At 71.7% G+C, this 24,210-nt stretch carries 22 protein-coding genes; 10 read left to right on the top strand and 12 right to left on the bottom strand.

Annotated elements, in window-relative coordinates; all coding sequences use genetic code 11:
• Window positions 1-207 precede the first annotated feature (207 nt).
• Both ACZ6RT_RS12085 and ACZ6RT_RS12080 read left to right on the top strand, forming a co-directional pair.
• Window positions 208-2,715 carry an ATP-dependent Clp protease ATP-binding subunit gene (locus ACZ6RT_RS12085; protein WP_362799434.1) on the top strand — a complete coding sequence of 836 codons (2,508 nt, stop codon included), beginning with the start codon at window positions 208-210 and terminating at the stop codon, window positions 2,713-2,715.
• A gap of 362 nt (window positions 2,716-3,077) precedes the next feature.
• On the top strand, window positions 3,078-4,028 hold the full coding sequence (locus ACZ6RT_RS12080) for a TIM barrel protein (RefSeq protein WP_399189904.1): 951 nt from the start codon (window positions 3,078-3,080) through the stop codon (window positions 4,026-4,028).
• Window positions 4,029-4,219: 191 nt separating this feature from the next.
• Here the strand turns inward: ACZ6RT_RS12080 and ACZ6RT_RS12075 are convergent, their stop codons facing one another.
• On the bottom strand, window positions 4,220-5,095 hold the full coding sequence (locus ACZ6RT_RS12075) for an HhH-GPD family protein (protein WP_470153358.1): 876 nt from the start codon (window positions 5,093-5,095) through the stop codon (window positions 4,220-4,222).
• A 154-nt stretch (window positions 5,096-5,249) separates the two neighbouring features.
• Between ACZ6RT_RS12075 and ACZ6RT_RS12070 the strand changes: the two genes are divergently transcribed.
• A complete protein-coding gene (locus ACZ6RT_RS12070; protein WP_470153356.1) occupies window positions 5,250-5,939 on the top strand; it encodes a hypothetical protein in 690 nt (229 codons plus the stop codon).
• Between the two features lie 155 nt (window positions 5,940-6,094).
• Here ACZ6RT_RS12070 and disA read toward each other — a convergent pair whose 3' ends face one another.
• The 5 genes from disA to ACZ6RT_RS12045 all read right to left on the bottom strand — a co-directional run bounded on the left by disA (window position 6,095) and on the right by ACZ6RT_RS12045 (window position 10,349).
• Complete coding sequence (gene disA / locus ACZ6RT_RS12065; RefSeq protein WP_399189898.1) at window positions 6,095-7,180, bottom strand: DNA integrity scanning diadenylate cyclase DisA; 1,086 nt, start codon at window positions 7,178-7,180, stop codon at window positions 6,095-6,097.
• Between the two features lie 121 nt (window positions 7,181-7,301).
• Window positions 7,302-8,705, bottom strand: coding sequence for a DNA repair protein RadA (gene radA / locus ACZ6RT_RS12060; RefSeq protein WP_470153354.1), 1,404 nt, complete (start codon window positions 8,703-8,705; stop codon window positions 7,302-7,304).
• A gap of 108 nt (window positions 8,706-8,813) precedes the next feature.
• A complete protein-coding gene (gene trxA, locus ACZ6RT_RS12055; protein WP_344893001.1) occupies window positions 8,814-9,128 on the bottom strand; it encodes a thioredoxin in 315 nt (104 codons plus the stop codon).
• The gene (locus ACZ6RT_RS12050; protein WP_344893004.1) at window positions 9,125-9,505 is read right to left on the bottom strand and encodes a MerR family transcriptional regulator; all 381 of its coding nucleotides are present in this window, start codon (window positions 9,503-9,505) and stop codon (window positions 9,125-9,127) included. Before ACZ6RT_RS12050 ends, trxA begins: the two co-directional genes overlap by 4 nt.
• 145 nt (window positions 9,506-9,650) lie before the next feature.
• On the bottom strand, window positions 9,651-10,349 hold the full coding sequence (locus tag ACZ6RT_RS12045) for a class I SAM-dependent methyltransferase (RefSeq protein ID WP_470153351.1): 699 nt from the start codon (window positions 10,347-10,349) through the stop codon (window positions 9,651-9,653).
• A gap of 163 nt (window positions 10,350-10,512) precedes the next feature.
• On the opposite strand from ACZ6RT_RS12045, the gene ACZ6RT_RS12040 reads away from it, so the two are divergent.
• From ACZ6RT_RS12040 to ACZ6RT_RS12015, 6 genes are all read left to right on the top strand, one after another.
• On the top strand, window positions 10,513-11,322 hold the full coding sequence (locus ACZ6RT_RS12040; RefSeq protein WP_399189889.1) for a sugar phosphate isomerase/epimerase family protein: 810 nt from the start codon (window positions 10,513-10,515) through the stop codon (window positions 11,320-11,322).
• On the top strand, window positions 11,319-11,987 hold the full coding sequence (locus tag ACZ6RT_RS12035; protein WP_470153349.1) for a TetR/AcrR family transcriptional regulator: 669 nt from the start codon (window positions 11,319-11,321) through the stop codon (window positions 11,985-11,987). Before ACZ6RT_RS12040 ends, ACZ6RT_RS12035 begins: the two co-directional genes overlap by 4 nt.
• A 192-nt stretch (window positions 11,988-12,179) precedes the next feature.
• On the top strand, window positions 12,180-14,330 hold the full coding sequence (locus ACZ6RT_RS12030) for a (Fe-S)-binding protein (RefSeq protein WP_470153347.1): 2,151 nt from the start codon (window positions 12,180-12,182) through the stop codon (window positions 14,328-14,330).
• A gap of 165 nt (window positions 14,331-14,495) precedes the next feature.
• Window positions 14,496-15,290, top strand: a complete 795-nt coding sequence (locus tag ACZ6RT_RS12025) for a hypothetical protein (RefSeq protein WP_399189883.1) — start codon at window positions 14,496-14,498, stop codon at window positions 15,288-15,290.
• Entirely contained in the window at window positions 15,287-16,363 is a 1,077-nt protein-coding gene (locus ACZ6RT_RS12020) for a glycosyltransferase (protein WP_470153344.1), read from the top strand. Before ACZ6RT_RS12025 ends, ACZ6RT_RS12020 begins: the two co-directional genes overlap by 4 nt.
• An 18-nt stretch (window positions 16,364-16,381) precedes the next feature.
• The gene (locus ACZ6RT_RS12015; protein WP_344893025.1) at window positions 16,382-16,663 is read left to right on the top strand and encodes a metal-sensitive transcriptional regulator; all 282 of its coding nucleotides are present in this window, start codon (window positions 16,382-16,384) and stop codon (window positions 16,661-16,663) included.
• 485 nt (window positions 16,664-17,148) lie between these two features.
• Here the strand turns inward: ACZ6RT_RS12015 and ACZ6RT_RS12010 are convergent, their stop codons facing one another.
• Together ACZ6RT_RS12010 and ACZ6RT_RS12005 are read right to left on the bottom strand one after the other, a co-directional pair.
• Window positions 17,149-18,492 carry a hypothetical protein gene (locus ACZ6RT_RS12010; RefSeq protein WP_470153342.1) on the bottom strand — a complete coding sequence of 448 codons (1,344 nt, stop codon included), beginning with the start codon at window positions 18,490-18,492 and terminating at the stop codon, window positions 17,149-17,151.
• A 205-nt stretch (window positions 18,493-18,697) separates the two neighbouring features.
• Window positions 18,698-19,240, bottom strand: coding sequence for a gamma carbonic anhydrase family protein (locus ACZ6RT_RS12005; RefSeq protein ID WP_399189876.1), 543 nt, complete (start codon window positions 19,238-19,240; stop codon window positions 18,698-18,700).
• Between the two features lie 140 nt (window positions 19,241-19,380).
• Here ACZ6RT_RS12005 and ACZ6RT_RS12000 point away from each other — a divergent pair, with 140 nt between their 5' ends.
• Complete coding sequence (locus tag ACZ6RT_RS12000) at window positions 19,381-21,036, top strand: hypothetical protein (protein ID WP_470153339.1); 1,656 nt, start codon at window positions 19,381-19,383, stop codon at window positions 21,034-21,036.
• Between the two features lie 177 nt (window positions 21,037-21,213).
• Here the strand turns inward: ACZ6RT_RS12000 and ACZ6RT_RS11995 are convergent, their stop codons facing one another.
• The 4 genes from ACZ6RT_RS11995 to ACZ6RT_RS11980 all read right to left on the bottom strand — a co-directional run bounded on the left by ACZ6RT_RS11995 (window position 21,214) and on the right by ACZ6RT_RS11980 (window position 24,126).
• A complete protein-coding gene (locus ACZ6RT_RS11995; RefSeq protein ID WP_399189872.1) occupies window positions 21,214-21,444 on the bottom strand; it encodes a hypothetical protein in 231 nt (76 codons plus the stop codon).
• A 126-nt stretch (window positions 21,445-21,570) separates the two neighbouring features.
• On the bottom strand, window positions 21,571-22,323 hold the full coding sequence (locus ACZ6RT_RS11990) for a GntR family transcriptional regulator (protein WP_344893040.1): 753 nt from the start codon (window positions 22,321-22,323) through the stop codon (window positions 21,571-21,573).
• Window positions 22,324-22,473: 150 nt separating this feature from the next.
• Window positions 22,474-23,025, bottom strand: coding sequence for a VanZ family protein (locus tag ACZ6RT_RS11985; RefSeq protein ID WP_399189870.1), 552 nt, complete (start codon window positions 23,023-23,025; stop codon window positions 22,474-22,476).
• 357 nt (window positions 23,026-23,382) lie between these two features.
• A complete protein-coding gene (locus ACZ6RT_RS11980; protein WP_470153336.1) occupies window positions 23,383-24,126 on the bottom strand; it encodes a dienelactone hydrolase family protein in 744 nt (247 codons plus the stop codon).
• Window positions 24,127-24,210 lie beyond the last annotated feature (84 nt).

Here is a 24,210-nt window from a genome sequence, read left to right as displayed (position 1 = left end):
CATGATGCGTTCGGGGAGCCGACAAACGTCGTTCGCTTGCGGCGTAGCGGGAACATCCCGCCCCCCGTAAGTAGTTGGATGAGGGTGAACGCCCTGCTCTCGGGGAACGTCTTCTGCATAGAGCGGTCGCCGGGTCGGGGCTACCATGCGGGATGACAGGGCCCGGATATCCCGGACCTGCCTGACCGCTCTGTGAGGAGCGACGAGATGTTCGAGAGGTTCACCGACCGCGCACGGCGGGTTGTCGTCCTGGCCCAAGAAGAGGCCCGGATGCTCAACCACAACTACATCGGTACGGAGCACATTCTTCTTGGCTTGATCCATGAAGGTGAAGGCGTTGCCGCCAAGGCTCTGGAGAGCCTCGGCATCAGTCTTGAAGGTGTGCGTCAGCAGGTCGAGGAGATCATCGGCCAGGGTCAGTCTGCGCCGTCGGGGCACATTCCGTTCACCCCGCGTGCCAAGAAGGTCCTTGAGCTGTCGCTCCGCGAGGCCCTGCAACTGGGACACAACTACATCGGCACCGAGCACATCCTGCTCGGCCTCATCCGTGAGGGCGAGGGCGTCGCCGCCCAGGTGCTGGTGAAGCTGGGTGCCGACCTCAACCGGGTCCGGCAGCAGGTCATCCAGCTGCTCCACGGCTACCAGGGCAAGGAGCCGGCCGCCGCGGGAGGCCCGACCGAGGCCGCCCCGTCGACCTCCCTCGTGCTGGACCAGTTCGGCCGTAACCTGACCCAGGCCGCCCGTGAGGGCAAGCTCGACCCGGTCATCGGCCGGGAGAAGGAGATCGAGCGGGTCATGCAGGTCCTGTCCCGCAGGACCAAGAACAACCCGGTCCTGGTGGGCGAGCCCGGCGTCGGCAAGACCGCCGTCGTCGAGGGCCTGTCCCAGAAGATCGTCAAGGGCGAGGTGCCCGAGACGCTCAAGGACAAGCAGCTCTACACGCTGGACCTGGGCGCCCTGGTGGCGGGTTCGCGTTACCGCGGTGACTTCGAGGAGCGCCTGAAGAAGGTCCTCAAGGAGATCCGCACCCGAGGCGACATCATCCTGTTCATCGACGAGCTGCACACGCTCGTCGGGGCGGGCGCCGCCGAGGGCGCGATCGACGCCGCCAGCATCCTGAAGCCGATGCTGGCCCGGGGTGAGCTGCAGACCATCGGGGCCACCACCCTCGACGAGTACCGCAAGCACCTGGAGAAGGACGCGGCGCTGGAGCGTCGTTTCCAGCCGATCCAGGTGGCCGAGCCCAGCCTCAGCCACACGATCGAGATCCTCAAGGGGCTGCGCGACCGTTACGAGGCCCACCACCGCGTCTCCATCACGGACGGCGCCCTGGTGGCCGCCGCGCAGCTGGCCGACCGCTACATCAGCGACCGGTTCCTGCCGGACAAGGCGATCGACCTCATCGACGAGGCCGGTTCGCGCATGCGCATCCGCCGCATGACCGCTCCGCCGGACCTGCGCGAGTACGACGAGAAGATCGCGGGCGTCCGGCGCGACAAGGAGTCCGCGATCGACGCGCAGGACTTCGAGAAGGCCGCGGCCCTGCGTGACCAGGAGAAGCAGCTCCAGCTCAAGCGCGAGCGCCGGGAGAAGGAGTGGAAGGCCGGCGACATGGACGTCGTGGCCGAGGTCACCGAGGAGCTCATCGCCGAGGTCCTCGCCACCGCCACCGGCATCCCGGTCTTCAAGCTCACCGAGGAGGAGTCCCAGCGGCTGCTCCGCATGGAGGACGAGCTGCACAAGCGGATCATCGGCCAGGACGACGCCATCAAGGGTCTGTCCCGCTCGATCCGCCGTACCCGCGCCGGTCTGAAGGACCCGCGCCGCCCGGGTGGTTCGTTCATCTTCGCCGGCCCGTCCGGTGTCGGTAAGACCGAGCTGTCCAAGGCGCTGGCCGAGTTCCTGTTCGGGGACGAGGACGCGCTGATCATGCTGGACATGTCGGAGTTCATGGAGAAGCACACCGTCTCCCGTCTGTTCGGCTCGCCTCCGGGCTATGTCGGATACGAGGAGGGCGGTCAGCTGACGGAGAAGGTGCGGCGCAAGCCGTTCTCGGTCGTCCTGTTCGACGAGATCGAGAAGGCCCACCCCGACATCTTCAACTCGCTGCTGCAGATCCTGGAGGACGGTCGCCTGACCGACGCCCAGGGCCGGGTGGTCGACTTCAAGAACACCGTCATCATCATGACCACGAACCTCGGCACCAGGGACATCTCCAAGGGCCAGGGGGTCGGCTTCGCCAAGAACAACGACGCCGAGTCCAACTACGACCGGATGAAGTCCAAGGTTCAGGAGGAGCTCAAGCAGCACTTCCGGCCCGAGTTCCTCAACCGTGTCGACGACATCGTGGTCTTCCACCAGCTGACCCCGAAGGAGATCATCCGCATCGTGGACCTGATGCTGGCCCAGGTGGGCCTGCGTCTGAAGGACCGCGACATGGGGATGGAGCTCACCCAGGAGGCCAAGCAGCTGCTGGCCGACCGTGGCTACGACCCGGTGATGGGCGCCCGCCCGCTCCGGCGCACGATCCAGCGCGAGCTGGAGGACACCCTGTCCGAGAAGATTCTGTACGGCGAGCTCCGTCCCGGCCAGATCGTGAAGATCGCGGTCGAGGGCGAGGGCGAGAACGCGAAGTTCACCTTCGTCGGTGAGAACGCGCCGGTCGACCGGGTCCCCGACTCGGCCGCCGCCATCGCGGAGCCCATCCAGAACTAGGACGCAAGGCCCTCCGGGGCCACCCGGCAGGCCCCGCCGTGAGGAGACTCACGGCGGGGCCTGTCTATTTGTTACCAAAGAGGGTGTCTACGCCACGACAGGTAGTACTACACTGTGTAGAGTGAGCTCGGCGGGGCCTCACCGCGCGATCCTCGAACCACACCGGCCACCGTGGATCGCCGACGATGTCAGCCTCGCGACGTAGCGACGTATCGGCTCCGGGAATGACGCGGAGGTCGCTGCCCGCACGGGATGCTGCACGAGCCGGGGCCGAGCTCCCGGCTGGAGAGAGCCTCCGGCGCCGCGAACGGGCGGCGCGGGGCGATCGGGGACCCACGAGAAGTACGCCTGGGAGGCACCGCATGCGTTTACGGCACGAGGACGGGACGCTCGTTCACCTGGCCTACAACGCGGGTGTCCACCCCGCCGAGGACCTGGAGAACCTGATCGCGCACCTGACCAGGTACGCGGTGCCGGTGCGCAAGCGCCTGGGCGTGGAGCGCATGGGCGTGGGCCTGTGGCTCTCCCCGAGCGTCGCCGACCATCTCAGCGCCGACCGGATCGAGCTGGTGCGCCTGCGCCGCTCCCTGGAGGAGCGCGGCCTGGAGGTCGTCAGCCTCAACGGCACCGGCGGCAGGAACCAGGAGTCGCCCGGTCCCGACTGGGCCAAGCCCGAGCGTTACCGCTACACGATGGCGCTGGCCAGGATCCTGGCCTTCCTGCTCCCGGACGACGTCCGCTTCGGAAGCATCTCCACCATCCCGATCGGCTGGCGCCGGGACTGGCCGGCCGACCTGCACGCGATCGCCTCGCGCCGCCTGGAGCGGCTGGCCCGGGAGCTGCGCGGGCTCTACAGCGTCACCGGAAAGACGGTCAGGGTGGGCTTCGAGCCGTGGCCCGGCTGCGTGCTGGAGACCACCGAGCAGGCCCTGGACCGGGTCGGTGGCATCGACTCCGAGCACCTGGGCGTCTGCCTGGACGCCTGCCACCTGTCGGGAGGCGCCGAGGAGCCCGGAGCCGCCCTGCGCGGCCTGGCGGCGGCCGGGGCCCCGGTGGTCAAACTCGGTCACGTGCACAACCACCTGACAGCCGCCTGCCAGGAGCTGCCCAGCACCCGCCCGATCCTGGAGGACACCCTCACCGCGATGCTCTCCGGCGCGGTGAACGGAACCGCGCACATCGAGGTGGAGACCCACGATCTGGCCGTGCCGCTGCGGGCCCGGGGGCCCGGCGCGCTGGTCAACATGATCGCCGAGGAGCTCGACTGGGCCCGGAGCAACCTCACCGCCCTGGGCCTGCGCCTGGCCGCCTGAGGAACGGCCCCGGAGACCCGTCCGCGGCCCGCCCGGGAGCCTCTCAGGGGACGATCCGGAGCCCTCCGCGACTCCCGGAGGGGGGCTCGATGCGGTCGGGACCGGCCGGTTCGGCCGGGAGGCGCGATCCAGGGCCCGGACGGTCGTCTCAGCAACGGCGTCTCAGTGACGGTCGTCTCAGCGGCGGCGTCTCAGCCGGGCAGGCGGTAGGTGCCGTCGTCGAGCACCTCGGCCAGGCCGTCCGCCACCAGGCCGTCGAGGGCGCGCTCGCGCTGCGGGACGTCCTGCCAGACGACGTCGAGGGCGTCCTTGGGGACGGCGCCGTGGGCCTGGCGCAGCACCGCCAGGAGACGGCCGCGGCACTGGCGGTCCGTGCCCGCGTACGTCTGGCCCCTGCGCGCGGGGCCGTCGTAGGCGGGCTTGCCCGCCAGCCGCCACGCGCACAGGTCGCTGATCGGGCAGTCGGCGCAGCGGGCCGCGCGGGCCGTGCAGACCAGGGCGCCCAGCTCCATCACGGCGACCGCCCAGACCGGGGCCCGGTCGGCGTCGGGGAGCAACGAGGCGGCGAGCCTGCGCTCGGCCGGCGTGGTGGCCTTCGGCGGGTACTCCTCGCCACCGACGGCCCGCGCCAGGACCCGCCGCACGTTGGTGTCGAGGACCGGGTGCCGGCCCCGGAAGGCGAAGCTGGCGACCGCGGCGGCGGTGTACTCGCCGACACCGGGAAGCGTCAGCAGGGTGTCGTGGTCGCGGGGGACCTCGCCGCCGTGCCGGTCGGTGATCGCGCGGGCGCACGCGTGCAGGTTCAGCGCCCGGCGCGGGTAACCGAGCCGGCCCCAGTGGCGTACGGCCTCACCGGGTGTCTCCCGGGCGAGGTCGGCCGGGGTGGGCCAGCGCTCCATCCACTCGGTCCACACCGGCAGCACCCGCACGACCGGGGTCTGCTGAAGCATGATCTCGCTGACCAGGATCGACCACGGTGAGGCGCTGGGCGTCCGCCAGGGAAGGTCGCGGGCGTTGCCGGCGTACCAGTCGAGGACGGGTTCGAGCAGACGGTTCGACTCGGGCACCTTTCGACGATAGTGCCGCCTGCGGTGTCTCCGATCCGGCTCCTTCTCCTTCGTCCGCCTTTCGCCCGCCCCACCGCGGCCGGAACGGCGCCGAAGCCCCGGGGAAGCGGCGGGTCGCCTCCTCGGGGCCGTGCGGGCCGACCATACTGTGAGCATGGACCCTGACACGTTCCGTGACGACCTCGGAGCCGATGTCTACTGGCGGCGCCGGATGACCGCGTTGATCGCCGTGCTCATGGTGGTCGCCGTGGTGGCGTGGGCGTGCTCGGCCACGGGAGGCCCGGACGACGTCCGCAAGCGCGGCGGGACCACCGCGCAGGAGACGCCGGACGCGGTGCCGGGCGTCCTGCCGCCCCCCGAGGTCACCCCCTCGGCGTCCTGGAGCCGCACACCGTCCCCGGGGACCTCCAGGGCGACCGGAGCGGCCGGGACGGCCGTCCGGCACAGGCGGCCGGGACAGGCCTGCACCCCCGGGCAGCTCGTGCTGAGCATGGAGGGCCAGGGGACGGTCTACCCGGCGGGCATCCGTCCCCGGTTCATCCTGACGCTGGTCAACGTCGGCAAGGTCATGTGCACCGCCGAGGTGGGACCGCGCTCCCTGGAGGTCCGCATCACCTCCGGCCCCGACCGGGTGTGGTCGTCCTCCGACTGCATCAGCGGCGAGACCGACCACGTCGACCGGCTGGAACGCGGCGTCCCCTACGTGCGGGAGCTGGTGTGGGACCGCCGCCGCTCCGGGAACGACTGCGCGTCCGACCGGGTCGCGGCGCGCCCCGGCACCTACGTGGCCGTGGCCCACGCCCCCGGCCTGCGGAGCCGTAAGGCCGTCTTCCACCTGCGCTGACCCCGCGTCCGGCTCGGCCTCGCGCCCGGCGTGACCTTCATGCCCGGCGTGACCCGCACCCGGCGTGGCTCGATGTGACCTCATGCCCGACGTGACCCGTGTGACCCGCGTGACGCGTATGACCCCGCGTCCGGCGCGGTCCCGTCCGGGCGTCCTCAGACGTAGCGTTCCAGGATGGACGACTCGGCCAGCCGGGAGAGGCCCTCGCGGATGTGGCGGGCCCTGGCCTCGCCGACCCCGCCGACCTCCTGGAGCTCGCCGATGCTGGCGGCCAGCAGCTTCTGCAGGCTGGCGAACTGGTCGACGAGGCGGTCGACCACGGTGCTCGGCAGCCGGGGGACCTTGGCCAGCAGCCGGTACCCCCGGGGGCTCACCGGCTGCTCCAGCGCGTCGTTGCCCGAGTGGCCGAGGACCTGGGCGACGATCGAGAGGTCGAGCAGGTCGGTGGAGGAGAGCCGGTCGAGCTCCTGCAGCGCCTCGGCGAACTTGCGCGGCCTGCGACCGGCCGCGGGCAGGTAGTCCCGGACGATCAGCTCGCGGTCGCTCTCCGTGCCGGCCACGAGCTCGTCCAGCTGCAGGGAGAGCAACCGGCCGTCGGTGCCGAGCTCGACCACGTAACCGGCGATCTCCTCGGAGATGCGCCGGACCATCTCCAGCCGCTGGGCGACCACCGCGATGTCACGCACCGTGACCAGGTCCTCGATCTCCAGCGCCGACAGCGTGCCGGAGACCTCGTCCAGGCGGAGCTTGTAGCGCTCCAGGGTGGCCAGGGCCTGGTTGGACTTGGACAGGATGACCGCCGACTCCTCCACCACGTAGCGGATGCCCTCCAGGTACAGGGCGATGATCCGCATGGACTTGCTGAGGGAGATGACCGGCAGGGAGGTCTGCAGGGCCACCCGCTGGGCGGTGCGGTGCCGGGTCCCGGACTCGTCGGTCGGGATGGAGGGATCGGGCATCAGGTGCACGGCCGCGCGCACGATCCGCAGGTCACCGGCGTTGAGGACGATGGCGCCGTCCATCTTGGCCAGCTCGCGCAGTCGCGTCGCGGAGAACTCGACGTCCAGCTCGAACCCGCCGCTGCAGATCTCCTCGACCGTCCGGTCGTAGCCCAGGACGATCAGGCCGCCGGTGTGCCCGCGGAGAATGCGCTCCAGGCCGTCGCGTAGAGCGGTGCCCGGGGCGACCGCGGCCAGGATGCTCCTGCGGCGCTCGTCGAGCCCTTTGTAGGTTGCTGCCACCTGACCCCCGTGGTCTGCCTATACCACCCAGCTTACCGGCGAAGGCCCCGCAGGGCCCGGAATCGCCGGATGCCGGTGCACCGCAGGGCCTGCGGGCCGGTCGATCACGGGATCTGCGGGGTCAGGTGACGTGGGTGAGGGCGTCCCAGACGTTCTCCGCCTCGACGACGTCGAAGCCGGGGGCGAAGGCCGAGCCGCGCCCGGCCACCGGGACCAGCGAGTTGTCGCCGCCCCGCCGCTTGCCCCCCTCCAGGGAGCCCGAGGGGACCAGGGCGCGGGTGAAGCCCAGCCGTGCGGCCTCCGACAGGCGGCGCCGCACGTCGCGGACCGGGCGGAGCTCCCCGGCCAGGCCCACCTCGCCGAGCACCACCAGCCCCGAGGGCAGCGCCTTGTCACCGGCCGCGCTGGCCACCGCGAGCATCACCGACAGGTCGACCGCGGGGTCGCTGAGCTTGATCCCCCCGACGGTCGCGGTGAAGACGTCGCACCCGCCCAGTTTGGCGTTGAGCCGCCGCTCCAGCACGGCGAGCACCATCGTCACCCGGTAGGTGTCGAGCCCGGAGGAGGAGCGCCGGGGCTGCTGGGCCTCGGTCCTGGCGACCAGCGCCTGGACCTCGGCGGGCAGCGGCCGGGTGCCCTCCAGGGTGACGGTGACGCAGGTGCCGGGCACCGGGTCGGTGCGGTGCGAGACGAACAGGCCGCTGGCGTCGGCGATGCCCTCGATGCCGCTCTCGTGCAGGTCGAAGCAGCCGACCTCGTCCACCGGGCCGTACCGGTTCTTGATCGCGCGGACCAGGCGGAGCCGGGAGTGCCGGTCGCCCTCGAAATGGAGCACGACGTCGACGAGGTGCTCCAGGGTGCGGGGGCCGGCGATCGAGCCCTCCTTGGTGACGTGGCCGACCAGCACGGTGGACATGCCGCGCTCCTTGGCCAGCCGCACCAGGTTTCCCGCGACCTCCCTGACCTGGGTCACCCCGCCGGGCACGCCGGTCGCCTGCATGGAGCCGATCGTCTGCACGGAGTCGACGATGAGCAGGTCGGGCTGGACCTTCTCGACGTGCGAGACCAGCGCGCTCAGGTCGGTCTCGGCCGCCAGGTAGAGGCGGTCCTGGATCGCGCCGATCCGGTCGGCCCTGATCCGCACCTGGGCGGCCGACTCCTCACCGGTGATGTAGAGGACCGTCTGCTGGCGGGCGATCTTGGCCGCGGCCTCCAGCAGCAGGGTGGACTTGCCGATGCCGGGCTCCCCGGCCAGCAGCACCACCGCCCCGGGGACCAGGCCGCCGCCCAGGACCCGGTCGAGCTCGGGCACGCCGGTGGGACGCGCGTGCGCCACCTCGGCCTTGACCTGGCCGATCGGCACGGCCGGGGCCGACACCGCCCCGGCGGAGGCCACCCGCACTCCCGCGCGGGCCGTCTCCTCCTCGACCGTGCCCCAGGCCTGGCACTCGCCGCAGCGCCCCACCCATTTGGCCGTCTGCCACCCGCATTCGGCACAGCGGTAGCCGCCAGCCTTTTTCACCATGGCCGCACGTTACCCGTCCGCACCGACAACTTTCACCCGGCACGGCCGGGCCGTGCCGGGGGAGAGCCGCCGCGCGCCGGGCCCGCAGGGGCCCGGTTCGCGGGCGTGTCAGATGTGGCCCTCCAGGTCGGCCAGCAGCAGGCGCTTGGGCTTGGCGCCCTTGATCTGCTGCACGACCTCGCCGTCCTTGTAGAGGTTGAGCGTGGGCAGCCCGAGGACGCCGTACCTGGCGGAGATCTCGGGGTAGTCGTCGGCGTTGAGCTTGGCGATCGTGAGGCGGTCGCCGTACTCGGCCTCGATCTCGGTGAGGACCGGGGCGATCATCTTGCACGGCCCGCACCACTCGGCCCAGAAGTCGACCAGGACGGGCTTGTCGCTCCGCAGCACCTGCTCGTCGAAGTTCTCGGCGGTCAATGTGATCATGATTCTCCTGCTTTCCTCAGTACGCAGCCCGGGCAGGCCGTGGTGAACTGTGCCGCCACCTCGGCCCTGCGGGCGAGCAGCGTGCGGATCTCGTCGTCGATCTCGGCGAGCTTGCGCCGGTAGACGGCCACCGACTCCGGGCACGACCCCCCGGAGTCGTGCCCGGCCCGCAGGCAGGCCACGAACGGGCGGGCGTCGTCCAGGGTGAAGCCGACCGCGAGCAGCGACCGGATCTCCGAGACGAGCCGCAGGTCCGCCTCCCCGTACTCGCGGTAGCCGTTGGCCGAGCGGCGGGCCGAGATCAGGCCCTGCTGCTCGTAGTACCGCAGCGCCCGGGGACTGACCCCCGCGCGCCGTGCCAGCTCGCCGATCCGCATCCGCCCCTCCCGATGGGACGACGATAAACCGTGACACCAGCGTCAAGGTCAAGCCGCCACGCGTTGTTCCCGGACGGTTCCCGCACGCCCCGCGGGGAGGTTCCCGGATCGCCTCAGGAGGGCGACGGGATCCGCGGGGAACGGCTCAGAACAGCTTCCAGCGCAGCACGTTGGGGTAGGCGATCTCCAGGCCGTCGGTCTCCGCGATGGCCTGCTCGGCGACCGCGGGGGTGAACTCGATGCGGAGCACCGCCTCCAGGTCGGCGCGGCGCTCGAAGCGCATGTTCAGGTCCAGCTCGGCGGCCTGCCAGCCCTGGCGGCTCCAGAACTCCTCGACGGACCTGGCCGAGTAGGAGGGGATCGACCGCGAGAACCAGCGGCCGAAGGCGCCGCGACCGGCGTCGACGTCGACGACGAAGGCCGCGCCGCCGCGCCGCAGCACCCGGGAGAGCTCGGCCAGGCCGGGCTCGCAGCCGGGTCCGAAGAAGTAGGCCCAGCGGGCGACGGCCACGTCCACGCTCGCGTCCGGCAGCGGGAGCGCCTGGGCGGTGCCCACGCGGACCTCCACGTTCGGCAGCGAGCGGCACCGGCGGCCGGCCAGACCTACCAGGTCCTCGTGCGGTTCGACGCCGACGACCCGGGCGGCGGTGGCGGCCAGGGAGGGCAGGTGGTAGCCGGTGCCGCAGCCGATGTCCAGGACCGTCGCCCCGCGCCAGGGCCGGATGGCCGCCATCGCGGCCTCGGCACGGCCCTCGGGGTCCACCGCCCGGTTCTCCAGCTCGTAGGTCCGGGGCGTGTTCCAGATGTTGGGGCTGGGGATGGCGCCCTTGGCGTACCTCGGCATGCCCTCACCGTAACGGTGTGATCCCGGACGCGTCGGGCGGCGGCGTACAGCACCGCTCTCCGGACCCGCTTAGGCTGGCAAAGGTGAGCGACATGAGCGAGCGGGCCGGTCGGCCCAGCGGTGTTCGCGAGCGTGTGCTCCGAGCCGGAGACGAGGAAGCGGTATGAGCGTCCGTGTATCCAGTGCGAAGATCGCGCTGTCCACCGCGTCGGTGTACCCCGAACGTACCCCCGACGCCTTCGAGCTGGCCGCGCGCCTGGGGTACGACGGTGTGGAGATCATGGTGGGCGCCGACCCCGTGAGCCAGGACGTCGACGTCCTGGAGCGGCTGTCGGACCACTACCAGATGCCGATCCTGGCCATCCACGCGCCGTGCCTGCTGGTGACGCAGCGGGTCTGGGGCAAGGACCCCTGGGCCAAGCTGGAGCGCGCCCAGCGTGCGGCCGAGCGGGTCGGCGCCCGCACGGTCGTGGTGCATCCGCCGTTCCGCTGGCAGCGGGACTACGCCAGGGACTTCGAGATCGGCCTGGCCAGGATGCGCGAGGAGACCGACGTGGTGTTCGCGGTGGAGAACATGTTCCCCCTCAAGGCCAGGGGCAACGAGGTCGTCCCCTACTCCCCCGACTGGAACCCGGTCGACCACGACTTCCCCCAGGTCACGCTGGACCTCTCGCACACGGCGGTGTCCGGGTCCGACGCCCTGGAGATGTTCACCAAGCTCGGCGACCGGCTCGCCCACCTGCACCTGGCCGACGGCGTGGGCGTGCCGAACAAGGACGAGCACCTGGTTCCGGGGCGGGGCACCCAGCCGTGCGCGCCGATCCTGGAGCGGATGGCGGGCAACGGCTACTCCGGGCTGGTGGTGCTGGAGATCAACACGCGCAAGGCGGCCAGCCGCAGCGAGCGGATCGACGACCTCGCCGAGGCGCTGGCCTTCGCCCGGCTGCACCTGGCCGCCTCCACCAGCGCATGAGCGAGCCCGTCGTGAGCGAGCCCGCCGCGTCCGGCGCGCCGGACGCGGCGGACGCACTCGGCGGGAACGGCGGGAACGCGGCGAGGAGGAGGCCGGGGCGCAGGCCGGGGTCGGCCGACACGCGGGGGCAGATCCTGGCGGCGGCACGCGAGATCTTCGCGGAGAAGGGGTTCGACAAGGCGACCGTGCGGGGCATCGCCCGCCAGGCCGGGGTGGACCCGGCGCTGGTCCACCACTACTTCGCCGGCAAGGAGGGCATCTTCGTCGCGGCGATGGAGCTGCCGATCAACCCGGAGAACGTCGTCGCGGCGATCCTGGCGGGTCCGCGCGACGAGGTCGGCGAGCGGCTGACCAGGCTCATCCTGACGATCACCTCGGACGCCGCGGCCCGCCAGCCGCTGCTGGCGCTGGTGCGGACCGCGATGACCAACGACCAGATGGTCGTCATGATCCGCGAGTTCATGACGCGGGCGCTGCTGCACCGGGTCGCGGAGCTGCTCCAGATCCCGCCGCTGCGGATGGAGGCGGCCTTCGCCCAGCTGTTCGGCGTGGTGCTGGTGCGCTATGTCCTCAAGCTGGAGCCGCTGGCCTCCACCGACGTCGAGGACCTGGTGGAGCTGCTCGCTCCCACGATCCAGCGTTACCTCGACCCGGCGCGGCCGTAGTGATCACTTCGGTACCGTCCGGAGGCGTACAGAGCATTGTTCTGGGCATTGGGTCGGCCATAGGGTGACCACGGTCGGCCCGGGTGCTGCGCGCGGGTAAGTTACTCGTGGGTAGGATTCGTGGGGACCCGTCGTCATCATGGGTGACCGGCGGTCGTACGCTGGCAGCCAACGCCGTCTGTGGGAGGACCCGTGCTCTGGGTAGCGATCATCGGGCTGGTCATGACAGCCGTCGCGGTCGCGCTTGCCGCGCGCCGCGTGTTGTTCCTGTACCGGCTCGCCACCGTCGGGCCACCCGCGCCCGAACGCGTCGAGTACGCCAGGAACCACCTCGGGGAGGAGATCAAGGCCCAGCTCGTCGAGGTCTTCGGCCAGCGCAAGCTGCTGAAGTGGACGGCGCCCGGCGCCGCGCACTTCTTCGTGATGTGGGCGTTCTTCATCCTGGCGACCGTCTACCTGGAGGCCTACGGCGCGCTGATCCAGGGCGCGATCACCGGCACCCCGGACTTCCACATCCCGCTGGTGGGGACGTGGCCGGTGCTGGGCTTCCTGCAGGACTTCATCGCGGTCGCGGCCCTGTGCGGCCTGATCGCCTTCGCGGTCATCAGGATCAGGAACTCGCCCAAGAGGCTGGGCCGCAGGTCGCGCTTCTCCGGCTCGCACCTGGGCGGTGCCTGGCTCGTCCTGTTCATGATCTTCAACGTGATCTGGACGATGTTCCTCTTCCGTGGCGCCGCGGCCAACACCGGCAACCTCCCCTACGCCTCGGGGGCGTTCGCCTCCGACGCGACGGCCGCCCTGCTGCGGCCGCTGGGCGCCTCGGCCAACGAGACGCTCGAGCACGTCGGCCTGCTGCTGCACATCGGCGTGATGCTGGTCTTCCTGGTCATCGTGGTGAACTCCAAGCACCTGCACATCTTCACCGCGCCGCTGAACGTGGCCTTCTCCCGGCGCCCGAACGGCAACGGCCCGGCCCAGCCGCTGCGGATCGACGGCAAGGTCGTGGACTTCGAGGACGAGGAGCTCGACGGTGACCGGCTCGGCCGGGGCAAGATCGAGGACACCCCGTGGAAGGGCTTCCTCGACTTCTACACCTGCACCGAGTGCGGCCGCTGCCAGGACCAGTGCCCGGCCTGGAACACCGACAAGCCGCTCTCGCCGAAGATGCTCATCCTCCAGCAGCGCGACCACGCCTTCAAGGTCGCGCCGTACCTGTCGGCCACCCAGGAGCAGCGCGCCGACCTGCACGAGGACGTGCTGGCCCTGCTGGACAAGCCGCTGGTCGGCGAGGACGGCGTCATCCACCCCGACGTGCTGTGGTCCTGCACCAACTGCGGAGCCTGCGTCGAGCAGTGCCCGGTCGACATCGAGCACATCGACCACATCCTGGACATGCGCCGCTACCAGGCGATGGTGGAGTCGAACTTCCCCTCCGAGGCCGGCGTCATGGTCAGGAACCTGGAGAACAAGGGCAACCCCTGGGGGATGGCCGAGACCAAGCGGGCCGACTGGATCGAGGAGCTCGCCGGGCGCGAGGTCGACCCCATCGAGGTCACCCTGGTCGACGAGAAGCTGGACGAGGACGTCGAGTACCTGTTCTGGGTCGGCTGCGCCGGTGCCCTGGAGGACCGGGCCAAGAAGACCACCAAGGCGGTCGCGGAGCTGCTGCACGTCGCCGGGGTGAGGTTCGCGGTGCTCGGCCCGATGGAGGCCTGCAGCGGGGACCCTGCCCGGCGCCTGGGCATGGAGTACCTGTTCGACATGCTGGCCAAGCAGAACATCGAGACGCTGAACGAGGTGGGGGCCAAGAAGATCGTCGCGACCTGCCCGCACTGCTTCAACACCCTGGCCAACGAGTACCCGCAGCTCGGCGGGACCTACGAGGTCGTGCACCACACCCAGCTGCTGGCGAGGCTGGTGGACGAGGGCAGGCTGGTGCCGGTCACCCCGATCGAGGAGAAGATCACCTACCACGACCCGTGCTTCCTGGGCCGCCACAACAAGGTGTACTCCCAGCCGCGCGACATCATGGCCAAGGTGCCCGGGGTGCAGACCCAGGAGATGCACCGCCACAAGGACCGGGGTTTCTGCTGCGGCGCGGGCGGCGCGCGGATGTGGATGGAGGAGCGGCTGGGCAAGCGCATCAACACCGAGCGGGTGGACGAGGCGCTGACCACCGAGCCCGACACCATCTCCACGGCGTGCCCGTTCTGCCTGGTGATGCTCGGCGACTCGATCAACGAGAAGAAGAACACCGGCGAGGCCAAGGAGACGCTGGAGGTCGTCGACGTCTCCCAGCTGCTGATCAAATCGATCAAGGGCCAGCCCGTCGAGGCGTCCTGACCGTCCCTGTGATGTCAGATACGAGCCATTTCAACGGTTCGTATCTGACATTTGGTCAAGTGTCCTGGAAAAGAGGGGAAGGTCCAAAAACCTTTCTCCACATAACGGGAAAATCACGGTAGCCTCAACGTCGCGTGGCTCATTCAACGGGGAGGGGGCTCGACGATGCCCGTCGTCGTCAGCGATGCCGAGGTTACCCTGGCCGACGTTCTCTCACTTCGGCTGGCCGTCGACGAACCGCTGGCCGAAGGCGCCGAGCTGGTCCTGCGCAACCGGGCCACCCTGGCCGAGAGCCGGGTGCCGCTGGGCGGACCGGGGGCCGAGGTGCGCGACGCCGCGCTCGCGGTCTCGCTCGCGCCGCTGGACCTCGGCCCCGGCCGCTGGGACACCTACCTGCAGCAGGGCTCCTCGCGCACCCGCCTGCGCAGCGTCGACCCCGGTTTCTCCCTCGACCACCTGGAGGCGTACGCGCTGAGCCGGCGCACGCTGGCCTACCGCGCGTACCGGACCCGTAACGGTTTCCTGGCGCTGAAGATCGACGACGCCCGGCCGACGGCCGAGGTCAGGTCGGTCTGGTTCCGGGAGGGCCGCTTCGAGGTGACCGGGCTGCTGGCCTTCACCGGGCTGGAGGACGACGAGTCCCGGCACGACGCCCGGCTCACCCTGCACCGCAGCCGGCCCGACGCCGAGCTGACATCGGTTGCAACGGTCCAGGGGGTCCGCTTCCACGCCGCGCTCTCGCTCTGCGACGTGATCGCCGCCGCACCCGGCCAGACCGGCACCTGGGAGCCCTCCCTGCGGGTGCGCGGCGTCTCCACCCCGCTCCGGCTGGGTTCCCGGCTGGACGACGTCGACGGCAAACGCCGGCGGCTGCACTACCCGGCGGCGCAGATCGACGGGGTGCCGATCCGTCCCTGCTACACCGCCGACGACGAACTGCGGATCGAGGTCGGCGGGTGAGGATCTGCCTGCTCGTCCCCTCCGCGTACGGGATGCGCGGTGACGTCCGCTCGATCGTCAACCTCGCGGGGGAGCTGGCAGAACGTCACGACGTGGAGATCATCAGCGTCCGCCGCCACCGGGAGAGGCCGTTCTTCCCGGTGGCGTCCGGCGTCGAGCTGTCCTGGGTGGTCGACGGCAGGCCCGGGGTGAGGCATCTGCTCCCGGGGGGCCGGATGCGCGCCGAGGTCGCCCTGTGGCGACGACTGCGGGGCCTGAGGGCCGACGTGATCGTCAGCACCCGTCCCGGGCTGAGCGTCCAGGTCGCCCGGCACGCGCCGCGCTCCCTGCTGCGCGTCGCCCGCGAGTGGGGACGTCCACCCGTACCCGGTCCGATCAAGAGGTTCTACCCGCGCCTGGACGCGGTGGTGACCTCCACGGAGACGGCCAGGCAGGAGTGGGACGGGCTGCTGGCCGGGACCGTCCCGGTCACCGCGATCCCGGACGCGCTGCCCGCGGGGCCGTGGCCGCGCTCGCGGATGGACAACCGCATCGTCGCCGCGGGCGGGCGCCTGGTCCCGGTCAAGGCCCACGACCGGCTGATCCGGGCGTTCGCCGTCGTCGCCGGCAAGCGCCCCGACTGGCGGCTGCGCCTGTACGGCGGAGGGCCCGAGGAGAAGCGGCTGCGCGCCCTGGTCGGGGACCTGGACCTGCACAACCACGTGTACTTCATGGGCACGACCTCCGACCTGACCGGTGAGTTCGCCAAGGCCTCGATCGTGGCGACCACCTCCAGGACCGAGGTGCTCGGCATGACCGTGATCGAGGCGATGGCCAGCGGGGTGCCGGTGATCGCGTTCGACAGCCCGCGCGGGCCGGGGGAGTTCGTGACCGACGGCCGCAGCGGCGTGCTGGTCGCCGAGGGGGAGGGCGAGATCGAGGCGTACGCCTCGGCGCTGCTGACCCTCATCGACGACGAGCGGCGGCGCAGGACGCTCTCCGCGGGCGCCCTGGAGGCCGCGACGACGTACGGGGCACCCTCGGTGGCGGAGCGGTGGGAGAAACTGTTCGCGGCCACTTCCCGCCCCGCCTGACGCGGGTACCGTTGGGACATGCATGGGTACAGCGGTGACAAGCAGGCGTACCTGACCCGCCTGCGGCGTATCGAGGGGCAGATCAGGGGCCTTCAGCGGATGGTCGAGGAGGACGCCTACTGCATCGACGTGCTGACCCAGGTCTCGGCCGCCACCCGGGCTCTCCAGGCGGTGGCGCTCGGACTCCTGGAGGACCACATCGGGCACTGCGTCACCGGAGCGATCGAGGCGGGAGGGCCGGAGGCTCAGGAGAAGGTGAAGGAGGCCTCGGCCGCGATCGCCCGGCTCGTCCGTTCGTGACTAGTCACATGACTATCTTTTCCGACCGCGTCCCGGACCCCGTTGAAGGGTCCGGGACCAGGTCTCGGAAACCGTTCCTGCCGTGGCCTCAGCAGACAGCCGAGGCGCTCAACCCGAGCGCGTTGTCGAGCTCCACCAAGGTGAGGGGCCGTTCGCTGATCGCGACGGCGGACAGCACCTCGGCATAGAGCGCGATCTCGTCCAACGCGACACGGTCGTGGACCCTAGAGTCCAGGTCGTCGTGCCCCACCGCGTCGTCCTTCCTTCCGCAGCCCACACCCACTTCGAGGTTACGGCGGGCGGTCATCGGTGCCCATGGCCCATCGGGACCATTCCTCGCCCCGCCCGATGCGTCCTCAAGGAGGATCATTTCCCGATTACGAGATCACAATTCAGCCAATTGTCTGATGCATACGGGGCGAGAAGGATATAGGGGCAGTAAGGATAAAATAACTATATTTGTGGTTTAAGCCTACGGGCGCGTGTCAGAAGTGACGGGGATGGGTTCCCGAGGCTCCCGGGACGGGGTCGTCCCGCTCGTGCGTCAGCCGGTGCACCACGGCCGAGGCCGTCGCGAACCCACGCTCCGGTACCTGGGTGCCGGTGAGACGGCACCAGGCGAGCCCGGTGGCGTAGGCGGCGCCGAGCAGGGCCGCGGCGGTGGCCCGGTCCGGCGGGTGCAGCGCCGACGGCAGCTCCCCCGAGCGCGGCCAGCACCCCCGCAGCGGATGCGAGGCGTCGGTGAGCACCACGTGCAGGATGTGCCGCAGCTCCGGGTCCAGCCACGGGTAGAGCCCGTCGGCCGCCCGTGGGGCACAGGCCGCCAGGTCCGCGGCGAGCAGCGAGGCGGCCACCGCCCGGGGATCGGCCCCCATCGGCGCGACGAAGCCCAGCGTCCCGACCAGGTCGTAGATCATGTGCTGGAGGTGCTCGCCGGGGAGGGCGTCGGGCAGCGTCACATGGGACGGGCAGCGCGCCAGCCACGCGTCCCGCACCGCCTCGTCGCCGTGGTGGGCCAGGACGGGGTCCTGGCAGGCCCGCCGGAGCAGCGGCTGGAGCATGCACAGCAGGGCGTCCGCCCGCGGGCCGAACCGCCGGTCGCCACGGACGGAGGCCGCGGTGTCGGCCATCAGCGCGACCAGCCGCAGGCCCGCCTCGGGATGGGCGGCCCTGACCCGCTCGCCGTAGAGCGCGACCAGATCGTCCAGCGGGGTCGGCGGCAGCCAGCGGACCCACTCGTCGCCCGGGAGCGGGCGGGCCAGGAACTCCCCGAACATCGACAGCAGCACCTCGTTGCCGTCGAAGGCCGGGGCGTAGGCGCACCACATGAGCGTGCCCCAGATCGCCGCGACGGGACTGGCCACCTCCGGCGCGAACAGCCCGGTGAACGGCACGGTGAGCGGGAAGTCCTCCCGGCGCCTGCCGCGCTGGGCGATCACCAGCTCGCGGACCCGCTCGGTGATCTCGTACGGCACGTCGGGGCCGACGAAGCCCTGGACCGACCCGCGGTCCACGGTGAAGTCGAGGCCGGTGGGGATCAGGTGCGGCAGGATCGCCGAGGAGGACCGCGACCGGTGCGCCGCCGCGCGGAAGCCCCGGTCGGCCGGGGGCGCGGTCAGGTACCAGCGGCCGTCGACGGGGTCCTGGCGGTACCAGCGGGCGTGCGCGCCGAACAGCCAGCGTCCGCCGTCGGGGGTGGACAGCGTGCGCTCCGCCAGGGCCTGGGCGCGCGCGAACGGCGGCAGCCCGGCCCACCGGGGATCGGTCACCATGATCCGCACGTCGTTCTCCACGGCGTCGAACCCGTCCCACTGCCACATGCCGGTCATGGGCGTTCCGGGGCGGGCCCCGGCCTCGGCCGCGGGCGGGACGCCCCTGCCTCCCTTCGGTCAGGTGGTCTGCGGTCCCGCGATCCCCCGAGCGGGCCTGCACCGATCGTACGACCCGGCCCGGCCGCCGGACGGAACCGCCCGAGAGGGGGGGCGGAGCCAGGCCGGTGAGGGGCAGGGTCGGGCCGGCGAGGGGCGGGCGGGGTCAGGCCTGAGGCAGGGGGACGGCGGCCCGGTGGCGGGCGGCCTTGTCGACGTAGCGGGCCGCCGTCTCGGCGAACAGGGCGCGGTCGTCGTCGGTGAGGTCGCGGACGACCCTCGCCGGCACGCCCGCGACCAGCACCCCCGCCGCGATCCGCTTGCCGGGCGGGACCACGGTGCCCGCCGCGACCAGCGTCCCCGCGCCGATCCTGGCGCCGCCCAGCACGATCGCGCCGATGCCCACGAGGGCGCCGGTCTCCACGTACGCCCCGTGCACCATGGCCCTGTGCCCCAGGCTCACCCGGGGCTCCAGCACCGCGGGCTCGCCCGGGTCGGAGTGCAGGCAGCACAGGTCCTGGACGTTGCACTCCTCGCCGACCTCGACGTCCTCGTCCTCGCCGCGGAGCACCGAGCCGTACCAGACGCTGGCGGCCCGGCCGAGCCGGACCCTGCCGACGACCACCGCCCCGGGGGCGACGTAGGCGTCCGGGTGGATCAGCGGGGCGGCGTCGTCGCCGAGCGCGGCGACGTAGGGCGCAGAGGTCATGGGAGCGATGGTACGGGGGGAGGGATTTGTCCGGTGTTTCGGCGGACAGCGGAGCGTTCAGGTTGCGGACGAGGGCGTTAAGCAGGAAAGTCGTGTCCTGACGTCTCCTTTTCCGCCACACGATCTCCACGGGCAGTGCCATGACAAATCAGCACGAGAGCTTTCCCGACCTGATGCATGAGGACTCGTTCGAGGTCGTCATGCGCGGTTACAGCCGTCGCCAGGTCCACGACTACATGGACCGGCACCGCCACCAGATCCGCGAGCTCGAGCAGCGGCTCGCGCACGCCGCCGAGCAGGTCGAGCAGAGCCGGATGGAGCTGGCCGAGGCCCGCCGGAGGATCTCGGACGCCCCGCAGGGCTACGACGAGCTCGGCGAGCGGCTCAGCCAGATCCTGAAGCTGGGCGAGGAGGAGGCCGCCTCCAAGAAACAGGTCGCCGAGGCGGAGGCCGCCCGGGTCAGGGAGGAGGCCGCCACCGAGTCCGAGCGGCTGCTCACCTCCGCGCAGGAGCGGGCCGAGGGCATCCTGAACGCCGCCCAGCAGGAGGCCGAGCGCCGGGTGGCCGAGGCCACCGCCGCGGCCGAGCAGATGCTCTCCCAGGCCGGGAGCGACGCCGAGGAGACGCTGAACGCGGCCCGTGCCGAGGCCGAGGAGACGCTGCGCGGCGCCCGCGACGAGGCCGAGCGGATGGTCACCTCGGCCAGGAGCGAGGCCGAGCGGACGGTGGAGGGCGCCCGCGCCGAGGCCGAGTCCACGCTGGCCGCCGCGCACGCCGAGGCGCGGGCGGCCGTGCTGGCCGCCGACACCGAGGCGCAGTCCACGCTCTCGGCGGCCCAGCGGCGCGCCGCCGTGCTGGACGAGACCACCGGCCGCCGGGTGGTGTACCTCACCGACACCCACCACGAGGTCATGCGCCGCCTGCACGAGATGGGCGCCGTCCTGGGCGACCTGCTGCACCGCGAGGGCAGCGCCGGGCCGCTGATCGACGAGGACGCCGTGCTGCCCCCGGCCCGGGTCCAGCCCGCGCTGGCCGCTCCCGCCGCCCCGGCCGTCCCCGGTGACCAGGGTGACCAGGGAGACCGGGAGGGGACGGACGGCACCTTCGACGGCTCCGGCCGGGCCTTTGGTGAGGCCCCTGGCGAGCCCTCCGCGGACGTGGCGGCCGGGACCTCCGCCGGTCGGGTCGCCGGAGCCTCCGGCGCGGCCTCTGGTGAGCCCTCCGCGGAGACCCCGGGCGGGACCGGGGCCGACGACGGGACGGCGACCGGGCCCGGCGGCGCGGGGAAGCCTGCCGGGGACGCCGGACCCGGCGGTGACGGGCCGGGTGACGAGGGTCCCGGGAGCGCCGGGCCGGGACGCGGGTCCGGACGGACCGGCTCCGATCACGAGGCAGGGGACGGCTCCGCCCGGACGGCCGGGAACGGCCCCGGGAACGCGGCCGGGGACGGCGACCCGGCCGACGCCTCGCCCGACTACGAGTCCGTCCGCGTGATCGTGGACGACGACCTCCCCGCCAGGGACGCGGCCCCCACCGGGGATGAGCGTTCCGGTGAGCGGCACGCCGACCCGTACGCCGACAAGGGGGCCGACGCCGCCACCGGTCCGGAAGCCGGGACGCGGACCGGGACGGAGGCCGAGACGCAGAACGAGACGCAGAACGGGACACAGAACGAGACGCAGGCCGGGACCGGGACGGGGACCGACGGCGACGTGGGTCCCGACGCCGGCGCCGACACGGTGATCGCTCCCGCGCCCGGGCGCAGGAACCAGCGGTACGCGAACCCGCGCAGGTAGCGGCTCGTCCGGAAGGGGGCCGCGGCGGGTGACCGCCGGGTCCCCGGGGCGTCGAGGCGTCGGATCACCGGGTCACTGAGCGGAAGCCCCCGCCCCCGATCGGGTCGGGGGCTTCCGCGATTGGGGGCCCGGCGCCGGGACCGCATCGGATCCGCTCATCCCGGCACCGGGCGGTCTTCAGGTCTCCGTCACCGGCCCTGTTCCGCCGGAACGTTCCCGTTGTTCGAGGAGCTGCTCGCGCAGCCCTTCCGGATCGTCCGCGTCGATGGTCATCGCGCAGCCGATGTCACGCTGGGCGGAGGTCAGCGGGTGGTGGCGGGTCGCCCACCACCTGCCCGCGTCGCTCCGCCAGATCGTCCAGTCGGGAAACTCCCGGGCGATCTCCGCGAGATGTCGGTCGAAAGACATCCGTGCACCTTCCCCGCGCCCAGGTCCGCCCGTTCGACGTTCCACCTTCGACGGTGAGGCAGTTCTCTAGAGAAATCAATGATCGCGGGGGACAGGTCAACCTATCGGTTGACGGACGGTCTTGATCTATGCGTCGAAGTCGTACTGAAGTACGTAAGAAGCGGCGTCCAGCACCATCTCGTTCACCTCGACCGCCGTGCCCTCGGCCGTGTAGGCGACCCGGGCGATGGCGATGACCGGGGTGCCCGCGGGCAGGTCGAGCAGGACGGTCTCGTGCGGATGGGGCATCCGTGCACGGATCTCCTCGGTGAAGTGCGCCGGAAGGTGTCCGAGCTCGCCCAGGCGCGCGTAGACGCCCCCCGCTCCGGTGTCCGGCCGGGTGATGGCGCTCCCCTCGACCAGTCCGGCGGGAAAGTGGGAGACCGAGATCTGCACCGGCCGCCCGTCCACCGAGTAGCGGCGCCTGCGGACCCACACCTCGGGACCGCCCAGGACCCGGGCCACGGCCTCCTCGGCCGTCTCCCTGTCGATCTCCACCTCGTCCACCGTGTAGGGGCGGCCCCTGGTGTCGGAGTCCCAGATGGCCTCGCCGCGCCCCCAGCCGTCTCGGGAGAGCCGCCGGGAGCCGTGCCGCCTGATGGGGCGGAACTGCCTGACGTACACCCCCGACCCGCGTTTGGGGACGGCCAGTCCTTCGTTGATCAGTACGGAAAGAGCCTGTCTGGCGGTCGCACGGGCTATGCCGTGCGTGGCCATCAGGGCGTTCTCGCCCGGAAGCCGATCCCCGTCTCGGAGATCACCGGACAGGATCGCTTGGCGAAGCCCGTCGGCGATGCGCCGATAGATCGGGGGCTCGGGAGGTACCGGGGACTGCTGCACGTTCGATCACCCTCTGTCACCAACCGGGTTTGGCGTCTCCAGAGAACTTGCCCCGCCTTGTCCACGATCGCACAGATACAGAGGTTGGTAACGTGCTTCTTTTGGGAGAATCGTGCCCCTGTGGCGATCTCCACGGGTTTTCCCGGACCGTTACCGTGGAACGGTCCCGGCCGGTATCCGCACCGCCCACCATCGTCGCGTGACGAGGGCGCCCACGACGGCCCCCGCCGTGTTGACGATCACGTCGTCGACGGAGCTGACCCGCCCCAGGCTCAGGACGTACTGGAGCGTCTCCACGGTGAGGGACGCGGTCGCCGCCACCGCCGCAACGGCCCCGACCCCGGCGGGTGAGGCGAACCGCGCCGAGCGGACCGGGAGCATGGCGCCGAGCGCGGCGAGGACCAGAAGGTTGCCTCCGACCTGCACCGACGCCGTCTGTGGCGGCCCGTCGAGGACCGTCCGCAGGTCCGCGAAGGGGATCGGGCTGACACCGCCGGGACCCGGGGCGGGGGTGAGGATCATCCAGATCCAGGGGGCGGTCCCGGCCGTCGCGACCACGTCGGCCAGGGCGGTGCGGACGGGGTGGGGGTGACCCGCGCGGGCGCGGCGGAGCGCGAGAAGGCGGACGGCCACGACGGCCACCGGGACCGCGAGGAGGGTCGCCACGACGACGTCTCCCCACATCTGCCACGTCTGGTACATGAGGCGATGATGCCGGTCCGCGGGACGGTCCGGCGAACGGCGGGGGTACGGGAAGGTGACCTTCCGGCAAGGGCCCGCGGTGGCCTCCCGGAGGCTCCCGAGGGCTTCCGGTGGCCTTCCGGGGGCTTCCGGGGGCCTTGGGAGGACCTTCCGCCGGCTCCGGAGCCCTCGAAGGTCGTTCGGGGCTCCCGGAGCCGACGGCCGTCTTCTCCGGCGGCCTTTCCCGGGCCGCCTTCCCCAGGGCCGCTTTCCCCCAGCCGGCGCAGGGCCGAACGGGTGACCCAGGGCCGGGCGGTGCTTCAGGGCCGGGCGGGTGCCTCACGGCCGGGGCGGGGCGACCCAGGGCGGGCTGTGGCCTCAGGGCCGGGCGTCCGGCTCCGGGGTGGACGTCCACGGGGAGTCCGGGTTCAGGTGGCGGCCGAGGAAGGCCACGGTCCGCGCCCAGGCGGCCTCCGCCGCCACGGGGTCGTGGAACCGCGGGGCCTCGTGGTTGTGGAAGGCGTGACCGGCCTGCTCGGCGACGTACATCTCGACGTTCGGCCGCCCGGCCGCGGCCTCCTCCACCGCGGCGACCTGCTCACGCGGGATGAAGGGGTCCGAACCGCCGAAGACGAGCAGGAGCGGACCGGTGATCTTCTCCATCATGCCCGTGGCCTCCGGCACGGCGGAGCCGTAGAACGACACGACCGTGCCCACCTCCATCGTGGCCGCGAGGAGGTAGCCGATCGAACCGCCCAGGCAGAACCCGACCACCGCCGACCCTTCGGCGGCCTCGGGCAGCTTCCGCAGGTGCGCCAGGGCCATCGCCGCGTCGGCCACCCCCTGGGGCATGTCGAACGCGCCGCCCATCTCCATCGACCTGGCCGTGCCGGCCTCGTCGTGCTCGGCGACCCAGTTGGGCCGCATCCGCCAGAACATGTCGGGGGCGCCGACGACGTACCCGAGCGCCGCCAGGTCCTCGGCGACCTTCCTGATGTACGGCCCGACCCCGAAGATCTCCTGGACCAGCAGGACGACCGGTCCCCGGCCGCTCGGGGGCAGCCAGAGATGCAGATCGAACGAGCCGTCGGTGACGGTGACCGTCTCGGTGCGAGCTTCCACGAGAATCCTCCTGGCGGGTCCGGAATCGTCAACGAGCAGTGAATCGCATACCCGCCGGGCGCGGACAGATGTGGGGCCCCGCCG

The organism is Streptosporangium sp. NPDC050148, from assembly GCF_055586505.1.
Note: the sequence above shows the minus strand (reverse complement) of the source record. Positions and strands in the feature narration are given on the sequence as shown.